Raw genomic sequence first — 15064 nt, 5'->3', positions numbered from 1 at the left:
TATGCACCGCAGGAATTTGCTCAAAGCATCCATGGCCATCGCTGCCTACACCGGATTATCAGCCAGCGGGCTGCTGGCTGCGCGGGCCTGGGCCGGTAACAGCGCGGCGGATGGCGAGGCTCAGGCGTTCGACTTCGAAGCACTGAAGATCCAGGCCAAGCAGCTCGCCGGCAATCGATATCAGGACACCAAGCAGGTACTGCCGCCGACCTTGGCGACCATGACGCCGCAAAATTTCAACGCGATCCGGTACGACGGCAACCATTCGCTGTGGAATGACCTCAACGGTCAGCTGGATGTGCAGTTTTTCCACGTCGGCATGGGTTTCAAACAACCGGTGCGCATGTACAGCGTCGATCCCAAGACGCGTCAGGCGCGAGAGGTGCATTTCCGCCCGTCCCTGTTCAATTATGAAAAAACCACGGTCGACACCAAGCAGCTCACGGGCGATCTGGGGTTTTCCGGGTTCAAGCTGTTCAAGGCCCCGGAGCTGGACCAGCACGACGTGTTGTCCTTCCTCGGCGCCAGCTATTTCCGTGCGGTAGATGCCTCGGGCCAGTACGGTCTGTCGGCTCGCGGTCTGGCGATTGATACGTATGCCAAGAAGCGTGAAGAATTCCCGGACTTCACCAAGTTCTGGTTCGAGACCCCGGACAAGGACAGTACCCGCTTCGTGGTCTACGCCCTGCTGGACTCGCCGAGCGCTACCGGTGCCTACCGTTTCGACATTGACTGTCAGGCCAGCCAGGTCGTCATGGGCATCGATGCCCACATCAACGCGCGCACCGCCATCGAACAACTGGGCATCGCGCCGATGACCAGCATGTTCAGCTGCGGCACCCATGAACGACGCATGTGCGACACGATTCACCCGCAGATCCACGACTCTGATCGCCTGGCCATGTGGCGCGGCAACGGTGAGTGGATCTGCCGCCCGCTGAACAACCCGGCCACCCTGCAATTCAATGCCTTCGCCGACACTGATCCGAAAGGTTTCGGCCTGGTGCAGACCGATCATGAGTTCGCCAGCTATCAGGACACCGTCGACTGGTACAGCAAGCGCCCGAGCCTTTGGGTAGAGCCTACGACCGCGTGGGGTGAAGGCTCTATCGATCTGATGGAAATTCCTACGACCGGCGAAACCCTCGATAACATCGTCGCGTTCTGGACCCCGAAGAAACCGGTCGCGGCCGGTGATTCACTGAACTACGGCTACAAGCTCTACTGGAGCGCTGTGCCGCCCGTGGGTACGCCGTTGGCGCGGGTCAACGCTACTCGTTCGGGCATGGGCGGCTTCATCGAAGGCTGGGCCCCCGGCGAGCATTACCCGGAAGTTTGGGCGCGACGGTTTGCCGTGGACTTCACGGGCGGCGGCCTGGACCGCCTGCCGGAAGGTGCGGCGATCGAGCCGGTGGTCACTTGCTCGAATGGGCAGGTGAAGGATTTCAACGTGCTGGTGCTGGATGATATCAAGGGTTACCGAATTACCTTTGACTGGTACCCGACCAATGACAGCGTGGAGCCGGTGGAACTGCGGTTGTTCATTCGCACCCATGACCGGACGTTGAGTGAGACCTGGTTGTACCAGTATTTCCCACCGGCACCGGATAAGCGCAAGTACACCTGACGGCTGTAGAAATACAAAAGCCCCGGTCAACTCGATCGGGGCTTTTTGGTTTTACAGCGTCAGTCAGTCGCGCAGATCCGACTCGTGAATCGGCTGTTCACGATGGGTTGCCCGCTGATACTGCGCCGGCCAGATGGCCTTGCGTCCACCCAGGTCATCATCGGCATGCAGCGGCCAGTAGGGATCTCGCAACAGTTCACGGGCCAGGAAGATGATGTCAGCCTGGCAGGTACGCAGAATGTGCTCGGCCTGCGCCGGCTCGGTGATCATTCCTACCGTGCCAGTGGCAATACCTGACTCTTTGCGCACACGTTCGGCGAAGCGGGTCTGATAACCGGGACCTGTAGGAATCTCGGCGTTGGCTGCGGTACCGCCCGACGAGACGTCGATCAGGTCTACGCCCAACGCTTGGAGGCGTCGCGCCAGCTCCACGGTTTCATCCGGATTCCAGCCGTCTTCCACCCAATCGGTGGCCGACACCCGCACGAACAGCGGTAGTTCTTCAGGCCACACCGCACGCACCGCTTCGGTGACTTGTAGCACCAGCCGGATTCGATTCTCGAACGAACCACCATATTGATCGCGTCGCTGATTGCTCAGGGGCGAAAGAAACTGATGCAACAGGTAACCGTGGGCGGCGTGTATTTCGACCACTTTGAAACCGGCGGTCAGTGCTCGCTTGGCCGACGCGACAAAGGCCTGAATGACCTCAGCGATCTCGCCATCATCGAGCTGCGTGGGGGGTGTGTGCTGCGGGTCGAAGGCGATCGGCGAAGGGCCCACCGGAACCCAGCCACCGTCTTCGGGTTTGACGCTGCCATGTTTGCCGATCCACGGCCGATGGGTGCTGGCCTTACGCCCGGCGTGGGCCAGCTGAATGCCGGCCACCGCGCCTTGAGCCGCAATGAAGCGCGTGATGCGTTGCAACGGTTCGATCTGTTCATCGTTCCACAGGCCGAGGTCCTCGGCGGTGATGCGTCCGTCGGCGGTCACCGCCGTGGCTTCGGTAAACACCAGACCGGCCCCGCCAACAGCGCGGCTGCCGAGGTGGACCAGGTGCCAGTCATTGGCCAGTCCATCGACGCTGGAGTACTGGCACATCGGCGACACCGCAATGCGGTTGAGCAGGGTCAATTGGCGAAGGGTATAGGGTTCAAGCAGCAGACTCATGGGGCACCTCTCGAATCAGTGGGCAGGCTCCAGGGTTCTGTTTGAAAAGTCGACGAGTGACAGGAAAAAGGTGCAGCACCCGCCCCCGCGGGCAAAAATTCGACAAGACGTCACAAGGATAATCAAGCAGTGCTTAGAGCCTAGTCGACATCAGGGGATGAGGGAGGGTTCCGAGGGATTCGGTGTGAAGGAAATCGCCTTCGCGGGCAAGCCTCGCTCCTACAGATCACCGATACCTGTAGGAGCGAGGCTTGCCCGCGAAGGGTTCAACGCGGTTCGATGTGGGCAATCATCAACTGCACCGTCTCGTTGCCACGGAACTCGTTGAGGTCGAGTTTGTAGGCCAATTCCACCCACTTGATGGTCGGATTCGGCCAGATGTCGCGGTCGATGCCGAAGGCAATGCCATCCAGCTTCACCGAGCCGCATTCGCTTCTCAGCACCACTTTGAGGTGCCGCTCGCCGACCACCCGCTGCTCGACCAGCTGGAACACCCCATGAAACAGCGGCTCCGGGAAGTGCTGCCCCCATGGACCGGCATGGCGCAGGGCGCGGGCCAGTTCCAGGTGGAATTCTTCGACCGCCAGTGTGCCGTCCGACAGCAGGCGCCCGGTCAGGTCTTCTTCGCGCAATTGCCTACGCACTTCAGCGTCAAAGGCTTCGGCGAACAATGGAAAATTCGCTTCCGGCAACGTCAGGCCGGCTGCCATCGCATGGCCGCCGTATTTGCTGATCAGATTCGGATGCTGCGCCGCCACCACGCTCAACGCGTCGCGAATATGAAAACCCTGAACCGAACGCCCCGAGCCCTTGAGCAAGCCATCTCCGGCATCGGCAAAGGCAATGGTCGGACGGAAATAGCGATCTTTCATACGCGATGCGAGGATTCCGATGACACCCTGGTGCCACTCGGGATCGAACAGGCACAAGCCGAACGGCATCGACTCGACTGGCAAATCCTTCAGTTGAGCCAGCGCTTCACGCTGCATACCCTGCTCGATGGATTTGCGGTCCTGGTTCATGCCGTCGAGCTGCACGGCCATTTCACGCGCCAGACCGGCGTCTTCAGTGAGCAGGCATTCGATGCCCAGGCTCATGTCATCCAGGCGCCCCGCCGCATTCAGGCGCGGGCCGACAATAAAGCCCAGATCGGTCGAGGTGATGCGCGCAGGTTCACGCTTGGCCACTTCGAGAATCGCCTTGATGCCTGGCCGAGCACGCCCGGCGCGAATCCGTTCCAGGCCTTGGTGCACCAGAATCCGGTTGTTGGCATCCAGCGGTACCACGTCGGCGACGCTGCCCAGCGCCACCAGGTCCAGCAACTCGCCGATGTTCGGCTGCGGCTTGCTCTCGTACCAGCCGAGGCTACGCAAGCGCGCGCGCAGGGCCATCAACACGTAGAAAATCACTCCGACGCCGGCCAGCGCCTTGCTCGGAAACTCGCAACCCGGCTGGTTCGGATTGACGATGGCATCGGCCAACGGCAGTTCATCGCCGGGCAAGTGGTGATCGGTGATCAGGACTTTCAGCCCGGCCTTTTTCGCCGCTGCCACGCCTTCGACACTGGAAATGCCGTTGTCCACGGTGATCAGCAACTGAGGCGTGCGCGTCAGCGCTACCTCAACGATTTCCGGGGTCAGGCCATAGCCGTACTCAAATCGGTTCGGCACCAGATAATCGACATGCGCCGCGCCCAGCAGCCGCAACCCCAGCACGCCCACGGTACTGGCCGTCGCGCCATCGGCGTCGAAGTCGCCGACAATCAGAATCCGCTGGCGCTGCTCCAGCGCCGTCACCAGCAATTCCACCGCCGCATCGATACCTTTAAGCCGCTGGAACGGGATCAGCCGCGCCAGGCTCTTGTCCAGTTCAGCCTCGGACAGCACACCCCGCGCCGCGTAAAGACGCGTCAGCAGCGGCGGCAGGTCGCCGAGGAATGGCAGGGTGTCGGGCAACAGGCGAGGTTCGATGCGCATGGGGTGACAGGTACTTCTCTTGAATACGTAGGATAAAACCGGATGACGCAGGTTAGCTGCGAATAATCAGCCGCGTTCGCCGCTCAGCCACTGCAACTGGACTTCATGCTGACCACGGTCGTCGGTGACGAAAATCGTCCCTTCGCTGATCATCACATCCCACTTGATAACGCGGGGCATGTCCTTGGCCAGGGTTTCCAGCACTTCCTGCGGAACAGCCGCGATGTGCACGTTTTTCAGGTTTTTGATCGCCGGGATCACTTTGGTTTCCCAGACGCGCAGGCTGCCGTAGGCCAGCAGGCTAGTGCGCTCGGTACGACGCGAGCACCACGTCAGGCGATCGGCGTCGGGCTGGCCGACTTCGATCCAGTGTAGAACGCGGTCGTCCAGGCTCTTTTCCCACAGGGCAGGTTCATCCACGTCTGACAGACCGCGACCGAACGACAGCTGCTCGTTGTACCAGAAGGCGTAGGCCAGCAGCCGCACGGTCATGCGCTCTTCGGTTTCCGAAGGGTGGCGGGCGATGGTCTGCTTCACGCTCTCGTACACGCTGCGATCGAGGTCGGTAAGGTTCAGTTCAAACTTGTAGGTCGTGGACGGCTGGGCCATGAACGGGCTTCTTGATACGGGGAAAGGCGGCAAGTCTAACCGATGCGGTAGGCAATCCACGAATGGAAGGCGATCAACCTTGGTCGTCTGACGTTCGGCTATGTTAAAACGCTGTATTCGCTCAGCCTCTGTCCTACAGGATTCAGCATGCCGCTCACCGGAAAACCGCTCTCAGGTCTGAAAGTCATTGAATTGGGTACGCTGATCGCCGGGCCGTTTGCCTCGCGGATTTGCGGCGAGTTCGGTGCCGAAGTGATCAAAATCGAGTCCCCCGATGGCGGCGATCCATTGCGCAAATGGCGCAAGTTGTATGAAGGCACTTCGCTGTGGTGGTTTGTTCAGGCGCGCAACAAGAAGTCCCTGACGCTGAACCTGAAACACCCCGAGGGCCTGGCAATTCTGAAAAAACTGCTCAGCGAAGCGGACATCCTGATCGAGAATTTTCGCCCAGGCGTGTTGGAAAAACTCGGTCTGGGCTGGGAAGTCTTGCACGCACTGAACCCGAAAATGGTGATGGTGCGTCTCTCGGGCTTCGGTCAGACCGGGCCGATGAAGGATCAGCCAGGCTTTGGTGCCGTCGGTGAATCCATGGGTGGCTTGCGCTACATCACCGGTTTCGAAGACCGACCACCGGTGCGCACCGGTATTTCCATCGGCGATTCCATTGCCGCACTTTGGGGCGTGATTGGCGCACTGATGGCCCTGCGTCATCGCGAAGTCAATGGCGGCCTCGGCCAAGTGGTGGATGTGGCGCTGTATGAAGCGATCTTCGCCATGATGGAAAGCATGGTCCCCGAGTTCGATGTGTTTGGATTCATCCGCGAACGCACCGGCAACATCATGCCGGGCATTACGCCCTCCTCTATCCACACCAGTGCAGACGGTAAACATGTGCAGATCGGCGCCAATGGCGACGCGATCTTCAAACGCTTCATGCTGATCATTGGCCGCGAGGACCTGGCCAATGACCCTGCGTTGGCGAGCAACGACGGACGCGATAGCCGTCGCGACGAGATTTATGGGGTGATTGATCGCTGGGTCAACTCGCTGCCGCTGGACACCATCATCGAGCAGTTGAATCAGGCCGACGTCCCGGCCAGTCGGATCTTCAGCGCTGAAGACATGTTCGGTGATCCACAGTACCTGGCCCGGGAAATGTTCCTGAAAGCCAAGTTGCCGGACGGTAAAGATTTCAAGATGCCGGGAATAGTGCCGAAACTCTCTGAGACACCCGGCACTTCGGAATGGGTCGGGCCGCAGTTGGGCGAACACAATGCGCAGGTACTCAACGATCTTGGTTACGACAAGGAACAGATCGCAAAGCTGCGTGAAGACGGGGCTATCTAAGCTGAAACGCCCGCTTTCGCGGCCCATCAACCACTGCCTGTCGCGCGGCGGACGAGCAGTGTGCGCGTTCGTATTTTTCCTTTTGCTCGCCGGCCAGGCTCAGTCAACGTTGGCGCAACCGAAAGAAACCCTGGTCTGGTTATTGCGCGATCTTCCACCGCTGATGATTTTCGAAGGATCGAAAAAGGGCCAGGGAGTGATCGATCAATTGTTACCACTGCTGATCGCCCGCATGCCGCAATACGAACACACCCTGATGCGAGTCAATCGCGCTCGCGGCTTGCAAATGCTCCACGAGCCGTCCCTCACGTGCGATGCGGCGCTGAACTGGAGCAAGGAGCGCGATAGCTGGATCGCGTTTTCCATTCCGGTGTTTCGGGCCATGAGCAATGGATTGGCCGTGCGCCGCGATGATCGGGAGGTGCTGACGCCCTTCATCAAGGAAGGCGAAGTGGACCTGGTTTCCCTGTTGGCCAGTGGCCGCGAGAAGCTGGGCATTATTGCCGAGCGCAACTATGGCGAATATCTCGACGCGCTGCTCAAACAAGCGCCAGCCAACTCACTGACTCTCCACTACGGTAACGACGCCTTGGGCAGCCTGTTGCAAATGCAACGCCTGGGGCGCTTGCGGATGCTGTTGGGATACCGCCCGGAAATCCGCTACCAAGCCCAGCAGCAAGGGATCGCGGAGGATGAATTGCAGTTCTATCCGATTCGCGGCACGGGCAAATACCTGTCCGGTTACATCGGCTGTACCGACACCCCTCAGGGCCGGCAGGCGATCATCGAGATCAACCAACTGCTGCGCACCCTGCCCCACGATCACTTGAGCGAGGCATACGCCGCCTGGCTGGACCCCGAAAGTCGCAGCGACTACCTGGAAGCCAGCCGGGCATTTTTCATACAGCAGGCCGAGCAATGACAAATCGCAGGCAAAAAGAAACCCCGAGAAGTGGGGAGACGACTCGGGGTTAAACGTGGCCTACATAAAGACCAGTAGCAGCAAGCTACAAGCACCGGAGCACAATGCTTGATCCTGCTGTTACATGGTCTGACTGACATAGGCGCAGGAAGGTTCCCACAAAAAACAATTCAATTTCGATTGGCCAGGATCTTGTCCTGAGCCGCATTGCGCAACGCCGCTATGACGCAGGGCTCCAGCCGACCTTCCGCGATCAGCACGTCGCGATGCAACCCGTCGACCACATCCGTCAGTAGACGCTTGCTGGTCAACTGGGCCTGATTGAACGCGCGTTCGACCACGATAGCCCCGGACGCATTCTTCAGTGTCACCAGGCATTCGCCATGGGTCCCTGACGGGGTCAACGTGACCTGATACGGGCTCAGAGCCTCACCGAGCAATAGACTGATACTTTCCATCTCGATCACCACTCAATAGTCCGAAAACAAAGTGCCTGGGGCGTGTCCACAGTAAATGACCTCTGGCCCGAGAAGAAAGTTCTGGATGCCGACTGCAGGTGAACCTGCGCCTCTGGTCGATAGAGCATGCACGGCCTAGATGACAGAGAAAAAACAGCCGCGTCACGCCTGCTTCTTGCGCTTGCCGATATCAGTCCATCCCCCCAGCAGGCCCCGCAATTGCCCGTCGGCACTGTAAAAAGGCACCGTCCACTGATAGATATGCCTGACGCCGTTGTTGAACATCAATTGACGCTCACTGAAGCGGGTCTTGCGCGTACCGAGCTGGGCCATGAACTCTGCATGCAGCAGTTCGGCAGTTTCTTTGGGAAAGACGTCCAGTTCAATCAACTGTCGGCCCTGGATCTGGTCGAAACGGGTCGACAAGCCCTCTTCATAACTTTTGTTGCACATGATCAAACGCCCTTCCAGATCACGAACAAACATCGGATCGGGCATGGCGTCCATCAACGCATGCTGGAAGGCGAGCTGATCACTCAGACTTTTCTCGGCATCCAGGCGCTGCTGGATCAATACCGTGAGCCGGCGGTTCCAGAGCAGAGACAGCAGGCCGAACAGACTGACGATAAACATTCCCCAGCAGCCCCACTGGGTGAGCCGGTGCCAGTTGCCGGGCACTTGAACGGGGGCAATCCCATTGAGCCATTTCAGGCGAATGGCGCGCAATTCGGCAGGAGGAAACGCCTCAAGCGCCTTGTTGAGGATGCTCGACAATTGCGGCTGACCTTTGCGGACGGCCAGGTGGTCTGCCTCCCATTTGCCCTCCACCGTATACCCGACCTTGAGCTGACCGGACGGATAGAGTTGTGCTCCGATTTCGTTCTCGATGGTGGCATAGGCCTCACCGCTTTCGACCAACGCCCGGGCCTCCGTATAGGTTTTAACCGAGCGCAGATCGATCTCCGGATTGTCGCGGCGAATCGTGGCCTCCAGCGCATGCCGGGTCGGCAACACCAGAACCCTTCCCGACAGCTGCTCCAAGGATTGCACCACTGGCGCCCCGGCCCGCCCGACGAACACCCAGCCAGCGCCACCGAACGCATGACTGAAATCCAGAAACGTCTTGCGTTCGTCATTCATCGCCAGCGTCGTGCTCATGTCCGCGGCACCGCTTTCCAGCCGTCCAAGCAACTGATCGGTAGAAAACGACTCTTCATGAACAAACTGCAATCCAGTCATGGCGCTGATGCGGTTGAGCAGATCATTGTTCAAACCGCTCCAGTGGCCGCGCTCATCCTTGAACAGGTACAGCGGATATTGCACCGATGCGACGATGACTGGCGAATGCTCGGCAATCCATTCAAGTTCCTGAGCGTCCAGCTCGATCGCTGCGTTGACGACGGATCCCCTGGACTCGGAAGCCGTCAATTGCGACGCGCTCCCCCATTGAGCAAAGCCCAGGGTGCCAACTAAAAAAAACATCCAGCACGCAGCTGGCTTTAACCCTTTTAAAAACAGCATTACAACTTCCTTCACGATCAACTCGCCCGTCCTTCATAGGGCGAAAACGCAACAAGTGTGGCATGCAGAAATGAGAAAGCCCGTCAGGAGACGGGCTTCAAAATGTGACAGTTTTAATCGGTTACAGAGGCTTGCCGCGGTTGCCATGCTGACTGACAAAGGCCTGGACGGCTTTCAGGTCATTTGGCAGCACGGTGCAGCGCTCATCTCGCTCAAACAAATCAGAAAGATGTGCAGGTAGTTCGAGCGCTTTTCCTACGCCTGCTTTTTCCACGGCGTCCGGGAATTTGACCGGATGCGCCGTACCGAGGATCACCATTGGGATATCCAGGCTGCGACGGCACTCGCGTGCAGCCTTCACACCGATAGCCGTGTGCGGATCCAGCAGTTCGCCGGTTTGCTCGAAGACTTCGGCAATGGTTTCGCAGGTTTGAGCGTCATCCACGGCCAGCGAATCGAACAGTTTGCGAGCTTCGGTCCAGCGCTCCTCTTCGACGCTGAAACCGCCACCCTGCTTGAAGGTGTCCATCAAACCGGCAATCGCTGCGCCGTTGCGACCGTGCAGATCGAACAGCAGGCGTTCGAAGTTCGACGACACCATGATGTCCATCGACGGCGACAGCGTGGCGTGCAGCGTTTCCTTGACGTACTGATTGCCGCTCATGAAGCGGTGCAGGATGTCGTTGCGGTTGGTGGCGACGATCAACTGGTTGATCGGCAGGCCCATGTTGCGTGCCAGGTAACCGGCGAAGATGTCGCCGAAGTTGCCGGTGGGCACCGAGAACGACACCGAACGTGCCGGACCGCCCAACTGCAGGGATGCGTGGAAGTAGTAAACGATCTGGGCCATGATTCGCGCCCAGTTGATCGAGTTCACCGCCACCAGACGCGTGCCTTTGAGGAAGCTCTGGTCGGCGAAGCTGGCCTTGACCATTTCCTGGCAGTCATCGAAGTTGCCTTCGATGGCGATGTTATGAATGTTCTCGCCGAAGATCGTGGTCATCTGGCGACGCTGCACTTCGGACACGCGGTTGTGCGGGTGCAGGATGAAGATGTCGACGTTTTCGCAGTGCTTGCAGCCTTCGATGGCGGCCGAACCGGTATCACCGGAGGTCGCACCGACGATCACTACGCGCTCACCGCGCTTTTCCAGCACGTAGTCGAGCAAACGACCGAGCAGTTGCAGGGCGAAGTCCTTGAACGCCAGGGTCGGGCCGTGGAACAGCTCCAATACCCATTCGTTGCCGTTCAGCTGACGCAGCGGTGCGACGGCGTTGTGCGAGAACACAGCGTAGGTTTCTTCGAGGATTTTTTTGAAGTCGGCATCGGGGATGCTGCCGGCCACGAATGGGCGCATTACCCGGAAAGCCAGCTCGTGATACGGCAGGCCGGCCCAGGAAGCGATTTCTTCCTGGGTGAAACGTGGCAGGTTTTCCGGCACGTACAAGCCGCCGTCAGTGGCCAGACCGGCCAGCAGGACGTCTTCGAAATTCAGGGCCGGTGCCTGGCCGCGGGTACTGATATAACGCATGACTGGCTCCAATAGACAGTGTTCGCAAACCCAGGCCCGCACGCGGGCCCGGTGAACGATAACGGCTTAGTTCAGGTGCTCGACGCGGATCCGTACGACCGGACCGACCACGCCCGTCAGGGCTTCCAGGGCGGCGATTGCGTCGTTCATGTGCCGTTCCAGCACGCGATGAGTCAGCAGAATCATCGGCACCAGGCCGTCGTGTTCTTCGACTTCTTTCTGCATGATCGATTCGATGTTGATACCGCGCTCCGACAGGATGCTCGCCACCTGAGCCAACACGCCCGGATGGTCCTTGGCCTGGATGCGCAGGTAGTAGGCGCTTTCGCAGGCTTCGATCGGCAGGATCGGGTGAGCCGACAGCGAATCCGGCTGGAAGGCCAGGTGCGGCACGCGGTTTTCCGGGTCGGACGTCATGGCGCGAACCACGTCCACCAGGTCGGCGATCACCGACGAAGCGGTCGGCTCCATGCCGGCGCCAGCGCCGTAGAACAGAGTCGAACCGGCGGCATCACCGTTAACCATCACCGCGTTCATCACGCCGTTGACGTTGGCGATCAGGCGATCGGCCGGGATCAGCGTCGGGTGCACGCGCAGCTCAATACCGGCAGCCGTACTGCGAGCCACACCGAGGTGCTTGATGCGATAGCCCAGCGCTTCGGCGTAGTTCACGTCAGCGGTGGTCAGCTTGGTGATGCCTTCGGTGTAGGCCTTGTCGAATTGCAGCGGGATACCGAACGCGATGGACGCCAGGATCGTCAGCTTGTGAGCTGCGTCGATGCCTTCAACGTCGAAGGTCGGATCGGCTTCGGCGTAACCCAGGGCTTGCGCCTCGGCGAGTACGTCTTCGAAGGTCCGGCCCTTTTCGCGCATTTCGGTGAGGATGAAGTTACCGGTGCCGTTGATGATGCCGGCGACCCAGTTTATGCGGTTGGCGGACAGGCCTTCACGGATCGCCTTGATCACCGGAATACCACCGGCCACGGCGGCTTCGAACGCAACAATCACGCCCTTCTCGCGGGCCTTGGCGAAAATTTCGTTACCGTGAACGGCGATCAACGCCTTGTTCGCGGTGACCACATGCTTGCCATTCTCGATGGCCTTGAGTACCAACTCGCGGGCAACGGTGTAGCCGCCCACCAGCTCTATGACGATGTCGATCTCAGGGTTCGTGGCCACTTCGAAGACATCGTTGGTAATCGCAATACCGGTCGTTTGGAACTGAGGCTTTGGCGTGCGCGTGGCAATTTGTGCCACTTCGATTCCACGCCCGGCACGACGAGCAATTTCCTCGGCGTTGCGCTGAAGTACGTTGAAGGTACCGCCACCGACGGTTCCTAACCCACAGATGCCTACTTTGACCGGTTTCACTGTGAACTCCCCATAAAACGGCCGACTCAAGGCCGGCCGTGAAAACAACCGCATGTTCGCGGTTCTCTATTGATGGCCCGGTGAATGTACCGCCGGACCATGATCGTCAATGGCTGACCGTGACGATGCAAATTTATTTCGCGTCCAGCGCCAGTTTGGCGACTTGTGGCGCAGGCTGGTAGCCCGGAATGACTTGGCCATCAGCCAAAACGATGGCCGGTGTGCCGTTCACGCCGATCGACTGACCGAGGGCGAACTGTTTGGAAACCGGGTTATCGCATTTGGCAGCCTTGATTTCCTTGCCGTCGACCATTTTGTCCATGGCCGCTTTCTTGTCTTTCGAGCACCAGACCGCTTGCAGCTGTTCGTCACCCGGCGAGCCCAGGCCCTGGCGCGGGAACGCGACGTAACGCACTTCGATGCCGCGCTTGTTCAGCTCAGGCACTTCGGCATGCAGCTTGTGGCAGTACGGGCAGGTGGTGTCGGTGAACACGGTGATGTGCGACTTGGTTTCGCCGATCGCCGGATACACCACGGTTTCCGCCACCGGAATTTCGTTGACCAGTTTGGAAACGCCCAGGCGTTCGGTCTTCTCGGTCAGGTTGACCGGTTTACCGTCCTTGAGCTGGAACATGTAACCCTGAACCACGTACTGGCCATCGGCGCTGGCGTAGAGCACGCGGCTGCCCTTGAGTTTGACTTCGTACAGACCTGGCAGCGGGCTGGCGGTGATGGTTTCTACTGGCACCTCGAGCTGGAGGTTTTCCAGGCTTTTACGAATGGCTTTGTCGGCCGCGTCATCGGCGACGGCAAAGGTGCTGACCAACGCAATGGCTGCGGCGGCGAAAATCTGGGTCAGACGCATGAGAACTCCTGAAGGCGGACAAATGGGACGATCAGAACGCCCGTGCCGAAACACCGGGTCATAACCGCCCATCGTGCAAACCGGCAAAGCCTACCACATAAGGCCCGCGTGGCCGAATGCGCCTGACAAAGACACCGCACTGCTACCTGACACCCATTATTGTGGCGAGGGGATTTATCCCCGCTGGACTGCGCAGCAGTCCCCTTTTTGGGGCTGCTTCGCAACCCAACGGGGATAAATCCCCTCGCCACGGGTCAGCATTCCACTTCAGGAACTGTGTTCAGCCGCGCGGGTGATGTTTGGCATGCAGGTCCTGCAAGCGTGCGCGGGCGACATGGGTATAGATCTGCGTGGTCGACAGATCGCTGTGGCCGAGTAGCATTTGCACCACCCGCAGGTCGGCTCCGTGGTTGAGCAGGTGCGTGGCGAAGGCATGACGCAGGGTATGCGGCGACAGTGACTTGCCGATCCCGGCGACCTTGGCCTGGTGCTTGATGCGATGCCAGAAGGTCTGCCGAGTCATCTGCTCGCCGCGCTGGCTGGGGAACATGACATCGCTGGGACGCCCGCCGAGCAATTCCTGGCGGCCATCGCGCATGTAACGCTCGACCCAGACAATCGCCTCCTCGCCCATCGGCACCAGCCGTTCCTTGCTGCCCTTGCCCATCACTCGCAGCACGCCCTGACGCAGGTTGACCTGCTCCAGCGTCAGGCTGATCAGCTCCGTCACACGCAAACCGCAGGCATAAAGCACTTCGAGCATGGCGCGGTCGCGCTGGCCTATGGCTTCGCTCAGGTCTGGTGCTTTCAGCAGTGCTTCCACGTCGGCTTCCGACAACGATTTAGGCAATGGCCTACCCAATTGCGGCATATCGACGCGCAAGGTTGGATCGACGGCGATCAGCTTTTCCCGCAGCAAATAGCGATAGAAGCCACGCACACCGGAGAGAAATCGCGCCGTCGAGCGGGGCTTGTAGTTTTGCTCCAGACGCCAGGCCAGGTGATCGAGGATCAACTCGCGGCCGGCGTTGATCAACTCCAACCCTTTCTCCTGCAGCCAGCCGTTGAACAGGGCCAGGTCGCTGCGATAGGCATCACGAGTGTTATCAGCGAGACCTTTCTCCAACCACAGAGCGTCGAGGAATTGGTCTATCAAAGGGTGATCGATGGCGGGCATAAAGGCTCAGGCAAGACCGACAGTACGGCCAAGGAAGATAAATCGCAGGCAACAAAAAAGCAGCCCGTAGGCTGCTTTTTTCTGCATCGGAAGCTGGACTTAAGCCAGTTTTTCCTTGATGCGAGCTGCTTTACCGGACAGGTCACGCAGGTAGTACAGCTTGGCTTTACGTACGTCACCGCGACGTTTAACGGCCATGCTGTCGATTTGCGGGCTGTAGGTCTGGAAAGTACGCTCTACGCCAACACCGTTGGAGATTTTACGAACGGTGAAAGCACTGTTTACGCCGCGGTTACGCTTGGCGATAACAACACCTTCGAACGCTTGCAGACGCGAACGGTCGCCTTCCTTCACTTTCACCTGAACGACAATGGTGTCGCCCGGGGCAAAGGTAGGGATCTCTTTGGTCATCTGCTCTGCTTCGAGTGCAAGGATGATTTTGTTAGTCATGCTGTGCTCCTAAGGTAAATCGTCGGATCTACCATCGATA

Annotated in this window: 13 protein-coding genes; 3 read left to right on the top strand and 10 right to left on the bottom strand. The window is 59.2% G+C overall.

Annotation, left to right across the window (positions count from 1 at the left end; all coding sequences use genetic code 11):
- Position 1: 1 nt before the first annotated feature.
- Complete coding sequence (locus tag ACYZT5_RS30490; RefSeq protein ID WP_462048631.1) at positions 2-1627, top strand: glucan biosynthesis protein D; 1626 nt, start codon at positions 2-4, stop codon at positions 1625-1627.
- Positions 1628-1690: 63 nt separating this feature from the next.
- On the opposite strand, the gene ACYZT5_RS30485 is transcribed toward ACYZT5_RS30490, so the two are convergent.
- From ACYZT5_RS30485 to ACYZT5_RS30475, 3 genes are all read right to left on the bottom strand, one after another.
- Positions 1691-2797, bottom strand: coding sequence for an NADH:flavin oxidoreductase/NADH oxidase (locus tag ACYZT5_RS30485; protein ID WP_462048630.1), 1107 nt, complete (start codon positions 2795-2797; stop codon positions 1691-1693).
- Between the two features lie 266 nt (positions 2798-3063).
- Positions 3064-4773 (bottom strand): single-stranded-DNA-specific exonuclease RecJ, encoded by a 1710-nt coding sequence (recJ, locus tag ACYZT5_RS30480; RefSeq protein WP_462048629.1) that lies wholly within the window; start codon positions 4771-4773, stop codon positions 3064-3066.
- 66 nt (positions 4774-4839) lie between these two features.
- Positions 4840-5382 (bottom strand): YaeQ family protein, encoded by a 543-nt coding sequence (locus ACYZT5_RS30475; RefSeq protein ID WP_007897614.1) that lies wholly within the window; start codon positions 5380-5382, stop codon positions 4840-4842.
- A 147-nt stretch (positions 5383-5529) separates the two neighbouring features.
- Here ACYZT5_RS30475 and ACYZT5_RS30470 point away from each other — a divergent pair, with 147 nt between their 5' ends.
- Positions 5530-6729: a CaiB/BaiF CoA transferase family protein gene (locus ACYZT5_RS30470; RefSeq protein WP_462048628.1), complete on the top strand. Its 1200-nt coding sequence runs from the start codon at positions 5530-5532 to the stop codon at positions 6727-6729.
- Between the two features lie 58 nt (positions 6730-6787).
- Positions 6788-7651 (top strand): TIGR02285 family protein, encoded by an 864-nt coding sequence (locus ACYZT5_RS30465; protein ID WP_462048627.1) that lies wholly within the window; start codon positions 6788-6790, stop codon positions 7649-7651.
- Positions 7652-7821: 170 nt separating this feature from the next.
- Here the strand turns inward: ACYZT5_RS30465 and ACYZT5_RS30460 are convergent, their stop codons facing one another.
- From ACYZT5_RS30460 to rplS, 7 genes are all read right to left on the bottom strand, one after another.
- A complete protein-coding gene (locus tag ACYZT5_RS30460) occupies positions 7822-8109 on the bottom strand; it encodes a DUF3509 domain-containing protein (protein ID WP_461974037.1) in 288 nt (95 codons plus the stop codon).
- Positions 8110-8271: 162 nt separating this feature from the next.
- Positions 8272-9630 (bottom strand): transporter substrate-binding domain-containing protein, encoded by a 1359-nt coding sequence (locus ACYZT5_RS30455; RefSeq protein WP_462048626.1) that lies wholly within the window; start codon positions 9628-9630, stop codon positions 8272-8274.
- A 121-nt stretch (positions 9631-9751) separates the two neighbouring features.
- Positions 9752-11161 (bottom strand): threonine synthase, encoded by a 1410-nt coding sequence (thrC, locus tag ACYZT5_RS30450; RefSeq protein WP_462048625.1) that lies wholly within the window; start codon positions 11159-11161, stop codon positions 9752-9754.
- A gap of 66 nt (positions 11162-11227) precedes the next feature.
- Positions 11228-12532 (bottom strand): homoserine dehydrogenase, encoded by a 1305-nt coding sequence (locus tag ACYZT5_RS30445; RefSeq protein WP_462048624.1) that lies wholly within the window; start codon positions 12530-12532, stop codon positions 11228-11230.
- 133 nt (positions 12533-12665) lie between these two features.
- Entirely contained in the window at positions 12666-13397 is a 732-nt protein-coding gene (gene dsbC / locus ACYZT5_RS30440; protein WP_123365749.1) for a bifunctional protein-disulfide isomerase/oxidoreductase DsbC, read from the bottom strand.
- A gap of 280 nt (positions 13398-13677) precedes the next feature.
- Positions 13678-14574, bottom strand: coding sequence for a site-specific tyrosine recombinase XerD (gene xerD / locus ACYZT5_RS30435; protein ID WP_462048623.1), 897 nt, complete (start codon positions 14572-14574; stop codon positions 13678-13680).
- Positions 14575-14673: 99 nt separating this feature from the next.
- Positions 14674-15024 (bottom strand): 50S ribosomal protein L19, encoded by a 351-nt coding sequence (rplS, locus tag ACYZT5_RS30430; RefSeq protein ID WP_003175895.1) that lies wholly within the window; start codon positions 15022-15024, stop codon positions 14674-14676.
- Positions 15025-15064 lie beyond the last annotated feature (40 nt).

Source organism: Pseudomonas sp. LB3P14, assembly GCF_054898045.1.
Note: the sequence above shows the minus strand (reverse complement) of the source record. Positions and strands in the feature narration are given on the sequence as shown.

Coding starts and splice junctions, on each gene's coding strand:
- ACYZT5_RS30485 (WP_462048630.1), bottom strand. CDS start 2,797: ATGAGTCTGCTGCTTGAACCCTATACCCTTCGCCAATTGACCCTGCTC.
- recJ (WP_462048629.1), bottom strand. CDS start 4,773: ATGCGCATCGAACCTCGCCTGTTGCCCGACACCCTGCCATTCCTCGGC.
- ACYZT5_RS30475 (WP_007897614.1), bottom strand. CDS start 5,382: ATGGCCCAGCCGTCCACGACCTACAAGTTTGAACTGAACCTTACCGAC.
- ACYZT5_RS30460 (WP_461974037.1), bottom strand. CDS start 8,109: ATGGAAAGTATCAGTCTATTGCTCGGTGAGGCTCTGAGCCCGTATCAG.
- ACYZT5_RS30455 (WP_462048626.1), bottom strand. CDS start 9,630: ATGCTGTTTTTAAAAGGGTTAAAGCCAGCTGCGTGCTGGATGTTTTTT.
- rplS (WP_003175895.1), bottom strand. CDS start 15,024: ATGACTAACAAAATCATCCTTGCACTCGAAGCAGAGCAGATGACCAAA.
- dsbC (WP_123365749.1), bottom strand. CDS start 13,397: ATGCGTCTGACCCAGATTTTCGCCGCCGCAGCCATTGCGTTGGTCAGC.
- ACYZT5_RS30490 (WP_462048631.1), top strand. CDS start 2: ATGCACCGCAGGAATTTGCTCAAAGCATCCATGGCCATCGCTGCCTAC.
- ACYZT5_RS30470 (WP_462048628.1), top strand. CDS start 5,530: ATGCCGCTCACCGGAAAACCGCTCTCAGGTCTGAAAGTCATTGAATTG.
- thrC (WP_462048625.1), bottom strand. CDS start 11,161: ATGCGTTATATCAGTACCCGCGGCCAGGCACCGGCCCTGAATTTCGAA.
- xerD (WP_462048623.1), bottom strand. CDS start 14,574: ATGCCCGCCATCGATCACCCTTTGATAGACCAATTCCTCGACGCTCTG.